Here is a 15,133-nt window from a genome sequence, read left to right as displayed (position 1 = left end):
TACAACCCGTGCGGATTATGCCCGCTTATCGCGCAGACGACTCATCCCTATGCTGAACGCATTCATCCCCTCGACAGGAGCACGGTCATGCCCGACATTCCCTACCCCGCCACCTTCAGGCTCGGAGATCGCCACGTCAAACGGATCGGCTACGGCGCGATGCAGCTTGCGGGCCCCGGCGTATTCGGCCCGCCGAAGGATCGCGACGCGGCATTGAACGTCTTGCGCGAAGCCGTCGAATTGGGCGTCGACCATCTCGACACCAGCGACTTCTACGGCCCGCACGTCACGAACCGGCTGATTCGCGACGCGTTGCATCCGTATCGCGACGATCTCGTGATCGTCACCAAGATCGGCGCGCGACGCGGCGACGATGCGTCGTGGCTGCCCGCATTGACGCCCGGCGAGCTCGAACAGGCCGTACACGACAACCTGCGCAACCTCGGGCTCGACGTGCTCGACATCGTCAACCTGCGCATCATGTTCGACGCGCACGGGCCGGCCGAAGGATCGATCGAAGCGCCGCTGGCCGCGCTCGCCGAGCTGCAGCGGCGCGGGCTCGTACGGCACATCGGCCTGAGCAACGTTACGCCCGCGCAGGTCGCACAGGGCCGGCGAATCTGCGACATCGTCTGCGTGCAAAACCACTACAACATCGCGCATCGCGGCGACGATGCCCTGATCGACACGCTTGCCCGCGACGGCATCGCCTACGTGCCGTACTTTCCGCTCGGCGGCTTCTCGCCGCTGCAGTCGTCGACGCTGTCCGGCGTCGCCGCCCGTACCGGCGCGACGCCGATGCAGGTCGCGCTGGCATGGCTGCTGCGCCGCGCGCCGAATCTCCTGCTGATTCCCGGCACGTCGTCGGTCGCGCATCTGCGCGAGAATCTCGCGGCGGCCGATGTCGATCTGCCGGCCGACGCGCTCGCGGAACTCGACCGCATCGCGGGCACCGACGCCGCCTGACGCGCGGACGATCGCCCGGCCCCGGCAGCCCGTGCAGCGCGGGCCGCCGGCCGGGTCAGGTCGCGGCCACGCCAACCCGCTTCGGCACGCCGGTCACGATCGTCGCGACCGCTACCGCCAGCACGATCGCCGCGCCGACGAACACGCCTGCCGCGCCGTTCGCGTCGAATACGACGCCGCCGACGGCCGCACCCGTCGCGATCGCGAGCTGGATCGCCGCGACGATCAGCCCGCCCGCGCTCTCGGCCTCGTCGGGCACGGTGCGCGTGACCCACGTCGACCAGGCGACCGGCACGCCGCCGAACGCCATTCCCCACAACGCGACGAGCACCGCGTCGATCATCGGCGCGCGGCCGAGCACGACGAGCGCGATGCCGAGCACGACCATCAGCGCGGGCATGGCGATCAGCATCGGCCGCAGCCGGTGTTCGAGCACGCGGCCCGCAAGCGACGTGCCGACGAAGTTCGCGATGCCGTAGCCGAGCAGGATCGCCGACAGCCCGTTCACGCCGACGCCCGCCACCTGTTCGAGGAACGGCCGCAGATACGTGAAGAACGCGAAATGCCCGGTGAACACGAGGATCGTCGCGAACATCCCGAGGCCGACGGTCGGCCGGCGCAGCACGTCGATCAGCGTGCGCAGCCGCGTCGTGCCGCTCGGCGGCATCGACGGCAGCGTGATCATCTGCGACACGAACGCGATGCCGCCGAGCACGGCCGCGATCAGGAACACGTTGCGCCAGCCGATCAGGTGGCCGAAGTAGCTGCCCATCGGCGCGGACGCGATGGTCGCGACCGCCACGCCGCTGAAGATGATCGACAGCGCGCGCGGCACCATCGCCGTCGGCACGAGCCGCATCGCGGTGGCTGTCGCCATCGTCCAGAAACCGCCGAGCGCGATGCCGAGCACGACGCGGCCGAACAGCAGCACGCCCAAGTTCGGCGCGAACGCCACGGCGAGGTTCGATGCGACGAGCAGCACCGAGAACACGAGCAGCACGCGCCGCCGGTCGATCGTGCGCGTGAGCGCCGAGATCAGCAGGCTCGTGACGAGCGCGACCGTGGCGGTGGCCGTGACGGCCTGTCCGGCCACGCCTTCGGTCACAGCGAGGCTTTCGGCCATCGGCGTCAGCAGGCTCGCCGGCAGGAATTCGGCCGTGACGAGCCCGAACACGCCGAGCGCCATCGCGAATACCGCGCCCCAGGCCGGTTCGCGGGTGGCCGCCGTCGAGGCGGCCGAGGAGATTCCGGGATTCATGCGTGGTTCCGTGTCGGTTAGGGAAAATACTGATAAGGGCGTATCGTAAGGAACAGCGACAGGACGGTCTATGACATACAATCCGTTCTTGTTGATCGAACGTCCGTATCTCGATATGTCCGAGCCCCTTTTGCCCCCGATTCCCGACGTGCATGACCTCGTCAGCGAGCTGCTGCTGGGGATGCGCCTGAGCGGCGTCCAGTACCGCCGCATCCAGGTCGCGCGGCCGTTCGGACTGAACTTCGGCCATGCGCCGGGCCGCGCGCAGTTCCATTTCGTCGTGCGCGGGCCGGTGCTGTTGCGCGACGCGTCGGGCGACACGATGCGGCTCGAGGGCGGCGACGCGATCCTGTTGCCGCACGGCGGCATGCACGCGCTGGTGTCCGATCCGGATGTGCCGTGCCGGGAGATCAACGGCTTCGAGGTCGCGAAGATCTGCGATACGGTCGCGTCGGTGGCGTCGGCCGGCGTCTCGCCCGCGACCTGCGCGACGTCGGAACCCGGCGCCGGCGACGCGCTGATCTTCAGCGCGTGCATGGAACTCGACCTCGGCGGCATGCAGCCGCTGGTCGGCACGATGCCCGAGTTCATGCACGTGGGCACGCTGCTCGCGCGCTACCCGGAAATCCGCCCGATGCTCGATGCGATGGAGCGCGAAGCGTGCACCGCGCGCGCGGGTTTCGCGGGCATCCTCGCGCGGCTCGCGGACGTGGTCGCGGCGTTCATCGTGCGCGGCTGGGTCGAGTGCGGATGCGGCGACGCGACGGGCTGGGTGCAGGCGCTGCGCGAGCCGAAGCTCGGCCGCGCGATCGTCGCGCTGCATCGCGACCCGGGCCGCAACTGGAGCGTCGCGGAACTCGCGACCGAAGCGGGCGTGTCGCGCTCGGTGTTCGCCGAGCGCTTCCTCGCGGCCACCGGGATGACGCCCGTGCGTTACCTGACCGAGCTGCGGATGCGGCTCGCCGCGCAGTGGATCGCGCGCGACCGCGAGACGATCGAAGCCGTCGCGTACCGGCTCGGCTACGGTTCGCTCGCCGCCTTCAGCCGTGCGTTCAAGCGCGTGGTCGGCAAGCCGCCGGGCGCCGTGCGCGCGGACGGCGACGTGCCCGCCGAAGCGTAACGCCCGACGCGCGGCGCCGACGCCTGTGGCGGTGGCGGCCCGCCGGGCGTCACTTCAGCGCGTCGAGCCGGTCGACCAGCGCCGTCGCGCACTGCACGGCGAGCGTCGCGCACTGCTGCGCATCGACTGCCGCGCCGGTCGCGACCGTCCCCTGCACGATCCGCCCCAGCAATTCCTTCGCAAGTTCGGCGATTTCGCGGTCCCGCTCCGTCATGATGTCCCTCCTGCGCGTCGGCGATTGCGGTCATTCGCCCGTCCGGAGCGAACGCCGTGCCCGCGCCGCTCAACGTGGCTTCGCCCGCACGACGATCTGCGCCTGCGTGTCGCGTTCGATGCGCTCGAGCGACGCGCGCAGCGCGGCGAACTCGTCCGGCGTGCACACCTGCCGGCCGAAATCCGCCTTCATCCGCCGCGTCACCTGCACGACCCGCGCGGCCGCATCGAACACGTAATGCGACGTGAAGTCGACGAAACGGTCGTGCACGGCCGCATCGGCCGGCAGATCGGTCACGGCGACGCCCGCCGGCAACGCGATCTGGCCGGTCTCGTCGAACGTGCCGCCGAGGCAGCCCCACGGCTGCGTGCGCACGGGCTCGGCCAGCCAGGTCTCGACCTGCGTCGCGATGCCGCCCGTCAGACTCGACGGCGCGGGCAACGCGGTCGTGCCGTCCGGCCACACGAAATGATCGAGCGTGCCGGTAACGGTCACGTCGAACGGGCCCTCGGACACGCGCCGGTCGCTGGTCGACAGTTGCGCGCGGCCGCGCAGGCCGCTTTGCCGCAGGCGCTCGTTCGCGAGTTGCGCGATGCGGTCGCGCGACGCGCGGCGAAACAGGTTGCGTTCGAGTTCGGCCGTCCAGCCGTCGTCCCCGACGTAAGCCTGAAAACGCGCGGCGCCGGGCTGCGCGGCATCGATCGCAAGGCGCGCGGTGCGGGTGCGCGGCTGCGTGGCCGGCGTGCGCGACAGCACGCCCGTATCGACCAGCAGTGCGGGCCGATCCATCACGATCGGCGGCAGGTAGCCGAACGCGATGCCGGCCGTCGTCGTATCCGCGTAGCGCCCGAGATCGGGCAGCCACGTGATCGCATGATTGATCGCGCCGCCGCCGTAGCCGGGCACCGATGGCAGCGTGTACACGGCGCCGAGATTGATCAACACCGGTTCGCTGCGAATGCCGACCGCCGCCAGCAACGCGCCGAACAGCGCGACATGATCCTTGCAGTCGCCGTAGCGGTTGCGCAGGATGTCGGTCACGCGATGCGGCGCGGCGGCCGTTTCGCCGAGAAACAACCCGACGTAGCGCACGTTCGCCTGCACCCAGTCGTACAGCAGGCGCGCCTTGTCGCGCGGATCGGCGGCCTCCGCCGTGAGCGCACGCGCCAGTTGCACGACGGCCGGATCGTTCGCGCTCGGGTCGACGGCTGCGTCGCGGTAGCGCGCGGCGAACGCCGCGTAGTCGGGCAGCGTCGACACGACGAGCCGGTCGCCGTAGGTCGGGTAGCCGACCGCGCCGCTCTCGATGCGATCGTACGCGCCGTGCCGGTAGTCGAATTCGTAGCGCGTGCGGCCGTTCGCCGTGACCGGCGGCAGCGCGACGTAGCCGCGTGCGTCCGCATACAGCGGCATGTCGGCCGGCACGTCGAAGATCAGCCGCTGGCGGTCGACCGGCTCGCGCGACGGCTCGACGTAGTAGCCGAAGTAGCCGCGATTGACCGGCTTCGTGCGGGTCTTGCGGAACGCGATACGCGTGCTCGACCCGGCTTCGACGCCGGGAAACACGACGGTGCGCAGCAGCCCGTCCTGGAACGTCGGCGCGCCGGCCGAGCGCGGCTCCTGCACGTCGCGGATGCCGTCCGCGCCGACCGGATGCGCGACGCCGTCGCGGTCGATCGTCTCGGCCGCGAGCAACTCCACCTTCTCGAGATTCTTGTCGAACCACACGTAGCGCTGCGCGACCGCGTCGATACCGTTCGCGTCGTTCGCGCGCAGCGTCGAATCGTCGTGCTCGTCGAGCGAACCGTCGTGCTGGATCACGAATTCGTGGACGTCGCTGACGAGCGTGACGGGCGCCGTCTCGCCCGCGTCGTGCGAATCGCCCGTGTCGCGCGTATCGGCCGCGGCCGTACCCGCGCCGAGCGCCACGGCGCACGCGAACAGGCAGCCGGTCCATCGGGAAGGAAAACGCACCACGTCGAAACTCTCCGCGCGTTCGTTACCGGGCGTTGGCGCCGCGCGCCGGTGCGACAGCCCGACCCGCATGACGCACGCATGACGGCCGCCCGCGCCACCCGCACGGCGTGTGCCGTCGTGCGGCCCAGTGTGGGTGACGTGCCGGCGAGCGTCAAGCCGCCGGGCGCAAGGCCGGCGCGCGACCCGGCAAGCCGTGACGGCCGGCCTCGCGGGCGCCGCGGGATGGCATGTCGCGGTGCGTAGCCTTATCCGGGGCGATCATTTTTTATATCATGCTGTGATATATAATTCAGTCAGGCACATCGGGCGTGCGACGTCGGCGGCACGAGCAAGACACCGCCGCACGCGACACGCCGACATGGGGAAGGAGACATCATGCTGATCAACAACGATTTCGAAATCGGTTACCTCGTGATTGCATTCGCGCTGCTGGGCGTGATCCTGTTCGGCGCGTTGCTGACGGCGCTGCATCTCGAACGGTGGCATCCGAAACTGATCGGCGCCGCGCTCGGCGCGCTGCTCGGCATCGCGTTGATCGAAGCGATGCCGATGCTGACGTGACCGCGACGCGGCAGCCGTTCGTCCGGTCGGCCGCCGCGCGGGGCCGGAACGCCCTACGCCCGCCACGGAGACGCTCATGGCATCGCCGCTCCGTCTGACCTATCGCCAGTGCGAGATCCGCGCGGTCGCGTTCGTCGATCCGGTGGCCGGCGAAGGGCTCGAACTCGGCGCGCTGTACCAGCCGCTCGCCGTCGTGTGCTGGCGCGATGCGCGCGGGCGCCACGAAGCGCACCTGCTCGACCCGAAGCATCACGTGTTCCGCAACGACGCGGACGCGCTCAGGGTGTCGATCGCACTGGCCAAGCGCTTCATCGACACGAAGCTCGCCAGCGCCTGCCTGCCCGCCGGCTGACGGCCGGTCGCGCATCCCGCGTCCCCATTCCGCCGGAGGCGACATGGAAAACGGTATCGTCCAGACCCTCGTGCTGCTCGCGATTCTCGTGTTCGCGGTGCTGTTCTTCGCGACCCAGCGCGGCCGCGACCGCACGCGCGACAGGCTGCTGCACCGCTCGGCGCGGCGCTCGCCGCGCTCGCATACGCATCGTCATCCGTAACCGCGCGGGCAATTCCGGCGCGCAAAAAAATCGGCCGACGGCACGCGCGTCGGTCGAGACGCGAAGCCGTCGGCCTTTCAGCGGAGGTTCGGTTCCGCGGGCGGCACGCGCGCGCTGCGCGCCTACACGCCCCACATCACGTGCCGGCCCTGTTCATGAGCCGCACGCATCATGTCCAGCAGCGGCCACGCGCGCTGCGCGAGCCCGTTCGCATGCGGCGACGCACCATCGCGCAACCCCAGCGTCGAATACTCGTGAGCCCGTTCGCGCGCCGCATCGTCCCTGATCGCCTGTTCGAGCCGCGCGATCGCGCCCGGCAATTCGTCGGTGGAAATCACACCGCGTATGTCGAGCCCCTTGCCGACCAGCCCGAGCAGGTACTGCGCCAGATCGCGCAACATCACGATATCGGGGGCGGCGGAGGACCGAAACGTTATCAGCATCGTCATTTTCCCTTGTCGTCGCCGCGAACCCGTACGGCGCATCGCGCCGCCGGTCGCGGCGAGGCCCGTCGGCCATCCCGCCGCGCGTGAGCGCCGCCCGGTTCTTCTGAACCGGACGTTCGCCCGGCACGAGGCGCGCGTGGCGCGGCCGGGTTCGTTGGCGGCGTCGAGGCAGGATGGCGCGAAGGCCTGCTTTTATTTTATATCACAATGTGATGTATTCAAGCGTGCAGCTCGTGAATGACTGCAATCGGGCAGCACCTCTGCCACGACGCGGCATTCGCCGGGCAACGCATCTCGCGTCGATGCGTTACTTGCAGTCGCCGACTCGCTTGCCGCATCTCTCCCGGCAAGGATTTGCCGTTCGATTGATCGCGGCAATGCGTCGCGCGTCTTAGCAAAACTTGTCCGGCCGTCCGGATCGCCGGATGCGACCCGGCCGCCTACCTCGATGCCGTTGCGGCGACGGTGCGCGACGTAACCGTCGAGCGCTTCTGTAACTGCATGCCGCGTGGGCGGATCAAGCACGTCGGCCGCCAACCGCCCCGCTTTCCGGCATGCAGCCGCGGCCCACGCCCGGTAGCCCGGCAGCGCTTTCGGCATGTAAGCGAACGGCGCCGGCAACCCTGCGCCGGATCGGCTGCCGGCCGGCGCCGGCAGAACCGCGCCTCTCGCCCGCCCCACCGCCCTCCCTTCCGATCCCCATCGCTCTGGCCGTCGCCCCGGGCCCGCCCGGACGCGATCCGCACCGGCATCCCGTTCGTGCGTTTTTCCCCGCAATTCGACTTTTGTGCGCGCGCAACAATGGCGATGCCTCGCGCCAGGCGCCATGCGGGCACCTCGAGTCCCGCATGGCGCCTGGCGCGGCGCGCTTTAAAAACCACATCTCACGAGGACATACCATGCAACTCCAATCCCATCCGGCATGCCGGCCGTTTTACGAAGCCGGCGAACTCTCGCAACTGACCGCCTTCTACGAAGAAGGCCGTAACGTCATGTGGATGATGCTGCGATCGGAGCCGCGGCCGTGCTTCAACCAACAACTCGTCACCGATATCATTCATCTCGCACGCGCCGCACGCGACTCGGGTCTCACGTTCGACTTCTGGGTGACGGGGTCGCTCGTCCCCGAGCTGTTCAACGTCGGCGGCGACCTGAGCTTCTTCGTCGACGCGATCCGCAGCGGCCGGCGCGACCAGCTGATGGCCTACGCGCGCTCGTGCATCGACGGCGTGTACGAGATCTACACCGGCTTCGGCACCGGCGCGATCTCGATCGCGATGGTCGAGGGCAGCGCGCTCGGCGGCGGCTTCGAGGCCGCGCTCGCCCATCACTACGTGCTCGCGCAGAAGGGCGTGAAACTCGGGTTCCCCGAGATCGCGTTCAACCTGTTCCCGGGCATGGGCGGCTATTCGCTGGTCGCACGCAAGGCGGACCGCGGCCTCGCGGAATCGTTGATCGCGACCGGCGAAGCGCACGCGGCCGAGTGGTACGAAGATCGCGGCCTGATCGACGAGACGTTCGACGCCGGTGACGCGTATCTCGCGACGCGCACCTTCATCGACGTGACGAAGCCCAGGCTGAACGGCATCCGTGCGATGCTGCGCGCCCGCGAACGCGTGTTCCAGCTGTCGCGCTCGGAGCTGATGGACATCACGGAAGCGTGGGTGCATGCGGCGTTCACGATCGAGCCGAAGGATCTCGCGTACATGGAACGCCTGGTGATGCTGCAGAACCGGCGCGTGTCGAAACTGCGCACGGTGTAACGCGACGGGCGCCGCCGACGGCCGGCGGCGCCCGTTTCCGGAACGACGCTCAGGCGATCAGCCTGAGCTTTCTCGTCTCCGCGAGCCACGCCTCGAACGCCTGCGCCGGCATCGGCCGCGCGTAGTAGTAGCCCTGCGCGTGATCGACGTCGAGCTGCTTGAGGAACTCGGCTTCCGCATGCGTTTCGACGCCTTCGGCGACCACCGCGAAATTCAGCGCCTTCGCGAGCGACACGACCGAGCGCACCAGCGCCTGCGAGCGCGGATTGCGGTCGATGGCCGTGATGAAGGTGCGGTCGAGCTTGATCGCATCGAGCGGCAGGCGCGACAACTGCGACAGCGACGAATAGCCGGTGCCGAAATCGTCGAGATGGATCTCCGCGCCGAGCTGGCGGAATTGCCGCATCAGCCCGATGGCCGCTTCCTCGTCCTCGATGAAGCAGCTCTCGGTCAGCTCGATGTCGAGCAGGCCCGGCTTCAGCCCCGCGCCGTCGAGAATCGACGCGAACTGGTGGACGATGTTCATGTCCTGCAACTGCCGCGCGGACACGTTCACCGCGATCCGGATGCCGAGCCCCTTCGCCTTCCACGCGGCGGCCTGCGCGGCCGCGGTGCGCATCACCCAGCGCCCGAGCGGCGCGATCAGCCCCGACTCTTCCGCGAAACGGATGAACTCGACCGGCGCGACGAGCCCGCGATCGGGCGATTGCCAGCGGATCAGCGCCTCGACGCCGTGCACGTCGCCCGTCGCGATATCGACCACCGGCTGGTAGTGCAGCACGAACTGCTCGTCCTCGAGCGCCTTGCGCAGGTTCGTGTCGAGCCACATGTACTTCGCGACCTTCTGGTTCATCTCCAGCGAAAACACGCGATACGTATGCTTGCCCGCTTCCTTCGCGACGTACATCGCGGTGTCGGCGCTGCGGATCAGCGTCTCGAGCGAATCGCCGTGCTGCGGATACATCGCGATGCCGATCGAGCAGCTCGTGTAGACCTCCATCAGCCCGAGATGGATCGGCGTGCGCAGCCGCTCGAGAATGATCTGCGCGGTCGCTTCGAGCAGCGGGCGCGTGCCGTGTTCGAACAGCACGAGGAATTCGTCGCCGCCGAGCCGCGCGAGCGTCGCCCCGGACGGCAGGCAGCCGCTGATGATCGCCGACACGTCCTGCAGCAGGCGGTCGCCGGTGATGTGCCCGTAGTGATCGTTGACGCGCTTGAAGTTGTCGAGATCGAGAAACAGGATGCCGACCTGGCCGCGCGTCAGCTCGCTCTCCTCGGCGATCGCCGTGCGGATGCGCTCGCTGATCGCATGGCGGTTCGGCAGCCCGGTGAGCACGTCGGTGGTCGCGAGCTCGGTGAGCCGCTGCTGCGCGGTGCGCTCCTCGGTGATGTCGATGCCCGAGCAGATCAGGAACTGCTCGTCGACGCCGCTGCCGCTCTGCACGAACTTGTTGCGGAACTGGAACAGGCGCGGCCCGTTGACCGTGTTGATGTAGCGCTCGACCGCGAACGACTGGTTGCTCGCGAAGAAGCCCGTGATGTTGCTGCGCGACTGCGCACCCTGCTCGGGGCTCATGAACAGCTCGAACGCGCTGCGGCCGATCACGTCGACCTCGCGCTTGCCCGTCACTTCCTCGCACAGGCGGTTGAAGCGCTGCACCATCCCGTTGCGATCGAGGATCACGACGAGCGAATTCACTTCGGACACGACCTGCTCGGCGAACGCGAGCCCTTGCGACAGGTCGCCGGCGACGGACGCGGTATCGGAATAGGCGGACGCCGTGCCGGCCCAGTCGACCGTATTGACCTTCCTGCCGACGAGATGGAGGCTGACCGGGTTGCCGAACAGCACGATGTCCAGCACGAGGTGCGACGTGACACCGGTCAGCGCGCGGATGCGCGCGGCCTGTTCGACCGTCAGCGCGACAGCGACATTGGTCAGCCCGCGGACCGCGGCCAGTTCGAGCGCGTTGCTGTCGCTGCCGAGACGCCAGCAGGGGCTGCGCGTACCGACATGCGCCTCGAGCACCGCGCTATCGTTTTCGTCATCCATGGACACGCCCCGATCCAAAAAAACGCACAGTGTAGACGGAGGCGAGCAGGCCCGCCGCCTTCCCGGGCCGCGCCGTGCGCGTGCCCGGCAGGGCAGCCGTGATTGCCGTGGCGGCCGCCTCGTCCCGTACTTGTTTGCAGCTGATGCAACCGGCGTTCGCGCGTGATGCGCGCAGGTTCTGCCTTACGAATGATGGAAGCCATCTTATCAAATGACGATGAAGATTGGCACTCACATTTAGAGAAGAGTGTCAAGGAATCGGGACTCGATTGGCAAGCCGGATTTTTCGTGTTTGGTCGCTTGCGATCGGACGGACGACGCGCCGCGCGCCGAGGGCGGCGTGCCGGGCCGGAACCCATGACGGGCGGGCGTTCGAGGCCGATTCACAGATATGGGGCCGGATCTTATGACAAGACCGTGGCAGCAGGGTCGAATCGCATGCCGCGATCCGGTTTCCGCCATTTTTGATTCCGTTCGCGAGTGAATGCGCAGCTTTATTCCACAGTTCGTTGCAATGTCCTTCACCCGCCCCCGCGTATCCGGCGCGGGGCCCGCGCCGGATGCACCGCTCAGTCCGGCGCGCCGTAGCCGCCGCCGCCCGGCGTTTCGACGACGAACACGTCGCCCGGCGCCATCTGCGCGCGGCCGATGTGGTCGAGCGCCTCGACCGTGCCGTCCGCCCGCTCGATCGTGTTGCGGCCGAGCGCGCCGGCCTTCCCGCCCGCCGCGCCGAACGGCGCATGGATCCGGTTGTTCGACAGGATCGACGCGGTCATCGGCTCGAGGAAGCGGATGCGCCGCACCGCGCCGTCGCCGCCGCGCCAGCGCCCGCCGCCGCCCGAGCCGGCGCGGATCCGGTGCGAATCGAGCCGCACCGGATAGCGCCATTCGAGCACCTCCGGATCCGTAAGCCGCGAGTTCGTCATGTGCGTCTGCACCGCGCCGACGCCCGCGAAGCCGTCGCCCGCGCCGCTGCCGCCCGCGATCGTCTCGTAGTACTGGTACCGATCGTTGCCGAATGTGAAGTTATTCATCGTGCCCTGGCTCGACGCGACGCAACCGAGCGCGCCGTACAGCGCGTTGGTGATCGCCGACGACGTCTCGACGTTGCCCGACACGACGGCCGCCGGGTATTCGGGGTTCAGCATCGAGCGGGCCGGCACGATCACGGTCAGCGGCTTCAGGCAGCCGGCGTTCAGCGGGATGTCGTCGCCGACCAGCGTGCGGAACACGTACAGCACCGCCGCCATGCAGACGGCCTTCGGCGCGTTGAAGTTGTTGTCGAGCTGCGCGGACGTGCCGGTGAAGTCGATCTCCGCACACCGCGCCGCGCGGTCGACGCGAATCGCGACGCGAATCTCCGCGCCGTTGTCGAGCGGGTAGCGGTACGCGCCGTCCTGCAGCGCGCCGATCACGCGCCGCACGGCTTCTTCCGCGTTGTCCTGCACGTGCCCCATGAACGCGAGCACGACGTCGCGGCCGAACTGCGCGACCATCCGGCGCAATTCGTCGACGCCCTTCTGGTTCGCGGCGACCTGCGCGCGCAGGTCGGCCATGTTCTGCTCGACGTTGCGCGCGGGGTAGCGGCCGGATGCCAGCAGCGCGCGCGTCTCGGCGTCGCGCAGCACGCCGGCCGACACGAGCTGCCAGTTGTCGATCAGCACGCCTTCCTCGTCGATATGGGTCGAATCGGGCGGCATCGAGCCCGGCGTCGTGCCGCCGATGTCCGCGTGGTGGCCGCGCGAGCCGACGTAGAACAGCGGCGCGTCCGAGCCGTCCGCGAACACCGGCGTGATGACCGTCACGTCCGGCAGGTGCGTGCCGCCGTGGTACGGGTCGTTCAGCATGAACACGTCGCCGTCGCGCATGCGGCCGCGGTTGCGCTCGATCACCGTCCGGATGCTCTCGCCCATCGAGCCGAGGTGCACGGGCATGTGCGGCGCGTTCGCGATCAGGTTGCCGTCGCCGTCGAAGATCGCGCACGAGAAGTCGAGCCGCTCCTTGATGTTCACCGAGTACGCGGTATTCTGCAGCCGCAGCCCCATCTGCTCGGCGATCGACATGAACAGGTTGTTGAAGATCTCGAGCCGCACCGGATCGGCGTCGGTGCCGAGCGAGCGGCGCGTCGGCAGCGGCGTCGTGCGCGTCAGCACGAGATTACCCTGGGCGGTCATCCCGGCGCGCCAGCCAGGCTCGACGACGGTCGTGCCGTTCTTCTCCGCGACGATCGCCGGGCCGTCGATCGCGTCGCCGGCGCGCAGCGTGTCGCGCACGTACAGCGCCGCGTCGTGCCAGCGGCCGCCGGAATAGAAACGCACGGCGGAATCGGCGCGTGGCGCGCCGCCGTCCTCCGCTCCGCGCGGCGCGAGCGGCGCGAGGTCGACCGGTGCGTCCGAGCGGCCGATCGCCTCGACCGACGCGAGCTCGGCGACGAGCGGCGTGCCGGGCATCAGGAACGCGTAGCGTTGCCGGTACGCGGCCTCGAACGCCTGCTGCATCGCGGCGACGCCGCCGGCCGGCACGTCGAGCGCCGAATCGGTGCCCTGGTAGCGCAGGTGCACGCGCCGCTCGGTCGCGATCCGCTCCGGCGGCACGCCCTGTTCGAGCAGCGCGCCGATGGCCTCGTCGGCCAGCCGGTCGAGCGCCGCGTTCAGCGCCGGCAGCGACGCGTCGGTCAGCACGGCCTCGACCGCGCGCTCGCGCATCGCGGTCTGGTCGGCCAGCCCCATCCCGTATGCGGACAGCACGCCCGCGAGCGGATGCGCGAACACCTGCGTCATCCCGAGCGCATCGGCCACGCCGCACGCGTGCTGGCCGCCCGCGCCGCCGAACGTCGTCAGCACGTAGCGCGACACGTCGTGACCGCGCTGCACGGAAATCTTCTTGATCGCGTTCGCCATGCTGCCGATCGCGATCTCCAGGAAACCTTCGGCGAGCGCCTCGGGCGTCTCGCGCCGCCCGGTCGCCGCGTGAATTTCGTCGGCGAGCGCCGCGAACTTCGCGACCACGCCGTCGCGGTCGAGCGGCTGGTTCGCGCGCGGGCCGAACACGCGCGGGAAATGATCGGGCTGGATCTTGCCGAGCATCACGTTGCAGTCGGTCACCGTCAGCGGGCCGCCGCGCCGGTACGCGGCCGGCCCCGGGTTCGCGCCGGCCGATTCGGGCCCCACGCGCAGCCGCGCGCCGTCGAAGCCGAGCACCGAGCCGCCGCCCGCGGCGACCGTATGGATGCTCATCATCGGCGCGCGCATCCGCACGCCGGCCACCTGCGTCTCGAACGCGCGCTCGAATTCGCCGTTGTAGTGCGACACGTCGGTCGACGTGCCGCCCATGTCGAAGCCGATCACCTGGCCGAAGCCGGCCGCGCGCGCCGCGCGCACCATCCCGACGATGCCGCCGGCCGGTCCCGACAGGATCGCGTCCTTGCCCTGGAACGCATCGGCGCGTGTCAGCCCGCCGCTGCTCTGCATGAACTGCAGGTTCACGCCCGGCATCTCGTGCGCGACCTGCTCGACGTAGCGGCGCAGGATCGGCGACAGGTACGCGTCGACCACGGTCGTGTCGCCGCGCGACACCATCTTCATCAGCGGCGACACCTCGTGTGACACCGACACCTGCGTGAAGCCGATGCGGCGCGCGAGTTCGGCCAGCGCGCGTTCGTGCGCGGTATGGCGGTAGCCGTGGATCAGCACGATCGCGAGCGCGCGCACGCCGTCGTCGAACACGCGTCGCAACGACGCTTCGGCACCCTGAACATCGAGCGGCACGACCACGTCGCCATGCGCGCCGACGCGCTCGTCGATCTCGACGACCGTCTCGTACAGCGCGTCGGGCAGCACGATCTCGAGATCGAACAGGCGCGGCCGGTTCTGGTACGCGATGCGCAGCACGTCGCGAAAGCCGCGCGTCGTCGCGAGCGCGGTGCGTTCGCCCTTGCGTTCGAGCAGCGCGTTGGTCGCGACCGTCGTGCCCATCTTCACCATGTCGACCCGCGCGGGCGTGATCGGCTCGCCGGCCGCGAGGCCGAGCAGGTGGCGGATGCCGGCCACGGCCGCGTCGCGGTACTGCTCGGGGTTCTCCGACAGCAGCTTGTGCGTGACGAGCGTGCCGTCGGGCCGCCGCGCAACGATGTCGGTGAACGTGCCGCCGCGGTCGATCCAGAATTGCCAGCGCGCGGTGTCGGAGGGAACGGGGGAAAGGTGTCGGTCGGTCATGATGGTC

The 15,133-nt window shown here is 69.3% G+C and carries 12 protein-coding genes; 6 read left to right on the top strand and 6 right to left on the bottom strand.

Features of this window, described 5'->3' with window-relative positions; translation table 11 throughout:
- Positions 1 to 87: 87 nt before the first annotated feature.
- Positions 88 to 966, top strand: coding sequence for an aldo/keto reductase family oxidoreductase (locus CFB46_RS21830; RefSeq protein ID WP_089501244.1), 879 nt, complete (start codon positions 88 to 90; stop codon positions 964 to 966).
- A gap of 55 nt (positions 967 to 1,021) precedes the next feature.
- On the opposite strand, the gene CFB46_RS21825 is transcribed toward CFB46_RS21830, so the two are convergent.
- Positions 1,022 to 2,224 (bottom strand): MFS transporter, encoded by a 1,203-nt coding sequence (locus tag CFB46_RS21825; RefSeq protein WP_089501243.1) that lies wholly within the window; start codon positions 2,222 to 2,224, stop codon positions 1,022 to 1,024.
- Positions 2,225 to 2,294: 70 nt separating this feature from the next.
- Between CFB46_RS21825 and CFB46_RS21820 the strand changes: the two genes are divergently transcribed.
- A complete protein-coding gene (locus CFB46_RS21820) occupies positions 2,295 to 3,344 on the top strand; it encodes an AraC family transcriptional regulator (RefSeq protein ID WP_027782286.1) in 1,050 nt (349 codons plus the stop codon).
- Between the two features lie 49 nt (positions 3,345 to 3,393).
- On the opposite strand, the gene CFB46_RS36010 is transcribed toward CFB46_RS21820, so the two are convergent.
- Entirely contained in the window at positions 3,394 to 3,558 is a 165-nt protein-coding gene (locus CFB46_RS36010; RefSeq protein WP_179235100.1) for a hypothetical protein, read from the bottom strand.
- A gap of 69 nt (positions 3,559 to 3,627) precedes the next feature.
- Positions 3,628 to 5,535 (bottom strand): DUF3857 and transglutaminase domain-containing protein, encoded by a 1,908-nt coding sequence (locus CFB46_RS21815; RefSeq protein ID WP_089502296.1) that lies wholly within the window; start codon positions 5,533 to 5,535, stop codon positions 3,628 to 3,630.
- 375 nt (positions 5,536 to 5,910) lie between these two features.
- Between CFB46_RS21815 and CFB46_RS21810 the strand changes: the two genes are divergently transcribed.
- The 3 genes from CFB46_RS21810 to CFB46_RS36005 all read left to right on the top strand — a co-directional run bounded on the left by CFB46_RS21810 (position 5,911) and on the right by CFB46_RS36005 (position 6,650).
- Complete coding sequence (locus tag CFB46_RS21810; protein ID WP_027782284.1) at positions 5,911 to 6,096, top strand: hypothetical protein; 186 nt, start codon at positions 5,911 to 5,913, stop codon at positions 6,094 to 6,096.
- A gap of 76 nt (positions 6,097 to 6,172) precedes the next feature.
- Entirely contained in the window at positions 6,173 to 6,448 is a 276-nt protein-coding gene (locus CFB46_RS21805; RefSeq protein WP_089501242.1) for a hypothetical protein, read from the top strand.
- A 43-nt stretch (positions 6,449 to 6,491) separates the two neighbouring features.
- Positions 6,492 to 6,650, top strand: a complete 159-nt coding sequence (locus CFB46_RS36005; protein ID WP_179235099.1) for a hypothetical protein — start codon at positions 6,492 to 6,494, stop codon at positions 6,648 to 6,650.
- Between the two features lie 122 nt (positions 6,651 to 6,772).
- Here CFB46_RS36005 and CFB46_RS21800 read toward each other — a convergent pair whose 3' ends face one another.
- Positions 6,773 to 7,093: a DUF1840 domain-containing protein gene (locus CFB46_RS21800; RefSeq protein WP_027782282.1), complete on the bottom strand. Its 321-nt coding sequence runs from the start codon at positions 7,091 to 7,093 to the stop codon at positions 6,773 to 6,775.
- Positions 7,094 to 7,995: 902 nt separating this feature from the next.
- Here CFB46_RS21800 and CFB46_RS21795 point away from each other — a divergent pair.
- Positions 7,996 to 8,859: a crotonase/enoyl-CoA hydratase family protein gene (locus tag CFB46_RS21795; protein ID WP_089501241.1), complete on the top strand. Its 864-nt coding sequence runs from the start codon at positions 7,996 to 7,998 to the stop codon at positions 8,857 to 8,859.
- Between the two features lie 49 nt (positions 8,860 to 8,908).
- On the opposite strand, the gene pdeR is transcribed toward CFB46_RS21795, so the two are convergent.
- Together pdeR and CFB46_RS21785 are read right to left on the bottom strand one after the other, a co-directional pair.
- Positions 8,909 to 10,912 (bottom strand): cyclic di-GMP phosphodiesterase, encoded by a 2,004-nt coding sequence (gene pdeR, locus CFB46_RS21790; protein ID WP_027782280.1) that lies wholly within the window; start codon positions 10,910 to 10,912, stop codon positions 8,909 to 8,911.
- A gap of 569 nt (positions 10,913 to 11,481) precedes the next feature.
- Complete coding sequence (locus CFB46_RS21785; RefSeq protein ID WP_089501240.1) at positions 11,482 to 15,126, bottom strand: hydantoinase B/oxoprolinase family protein; 3,645 nt, start codon at positions 15,124 to 15,126, stop codon at positions 11,482 to 11,484.
- Positions 15,127 to 15,133 lie beyond the last annotated feature (7 nt).

The sequence above is a fragment of the Burkholderia sp. HI2761 genome (assembly GCF_002223355.1).
GTDB lineage: Bacteria > Pseudomonadota > Gammaproteobacteria > Burkholderiales > Burkholderiaceae > Burkholderia.
Note: the sequence above shows the minus strand (reverse complement) of the source record. Positions and strands in the feature narration are given on the sequence as shown.

What these genes read in the sequence shown, in the direction of transcription:
- CFB46_RS21785 (WP_089501240.1), bottom strand. Translation starts at nt 15,126, where the DNA reads ATGACCGACCGACACCTTTCCCCCGTTCCCTCCGACACCGCGCGCTGG.
- CFB46_RS21805 (WP_089501242.1), top strand. Translation starts at nt 6,173, where the DNA reads ATGGCATCGCCGCTCCGTCTGACCTATCGCCAGTGCGAGATCCGCGCG.
- CFB46_RS21795 (WP_089501241.1), top strand. Translation starts at nt 7,996, where the DNA reads ATGCAACTCCAATCCCATCCGGCATGCCGGCCGTTTTACGAAGCCGGC.
- CFB46_RS36010 (WP_179235100.1), bottom strand. Translation starts at nt 3,558, where the DNA reads ATGACGGAGCGGGACCGCGAAATCGCCGAACTTGCGAAGGAATTGCTG.
- pdeR (WP_027782280.1), bottom strand. Translation starts at nt 10,912, where the DNA reads ATGGATGACGAAAACGATAGCGCGGTGCTCGAGGCGCATGTCGGTACG.
- CFB46_RS36005 (WP_179235099.1), top strand. Translation starts at nt 6,492, where the DNA reads ATGGAAAACGGTATCGTCCAGACCCTCGTGCTGCTCGCGATTCTCGTG.
- CFB46_RS21820 (WP_027782286.1), top strand. Translation starts at nt 2,295, where the DNA reads ATGACATACAATCCGTTCTTGTTGATCGAACGTCCGTATCTCGATATG.
- CFB46_RS21810 (WP_027782284.1), top strand. Translation starts at nt 5,911, where the DNA reads ATGCTGATCAACAACGATTTCGAAATCGGTTACCTCGTGATTGCATTC.
- CFB46_RS21825 (WP_089501243.1), bottom strand. Translation starts at nt 2,224, where the DNA reads ATGAATCCCGGAATCTCCTCGGCCGCCTCGACGGCGGCCACCCGCGAA.
- CFB46_RS21800 (WP_027782282.1), bottom strand. Translation starts at nt 7,093, where the DNA reads ATGCTGATAACGTTTCGGTCCTCCGCCGCCCCCGATATCGTGATGTTG.
- CFB46_RS21830 (WP_089501244.1), top strand. Translation starts at nt 88, where the DNA reads ATGCCCGACATTCCCTACCCCGCCACCTTCAGGCTCGGAGATCGCCAC.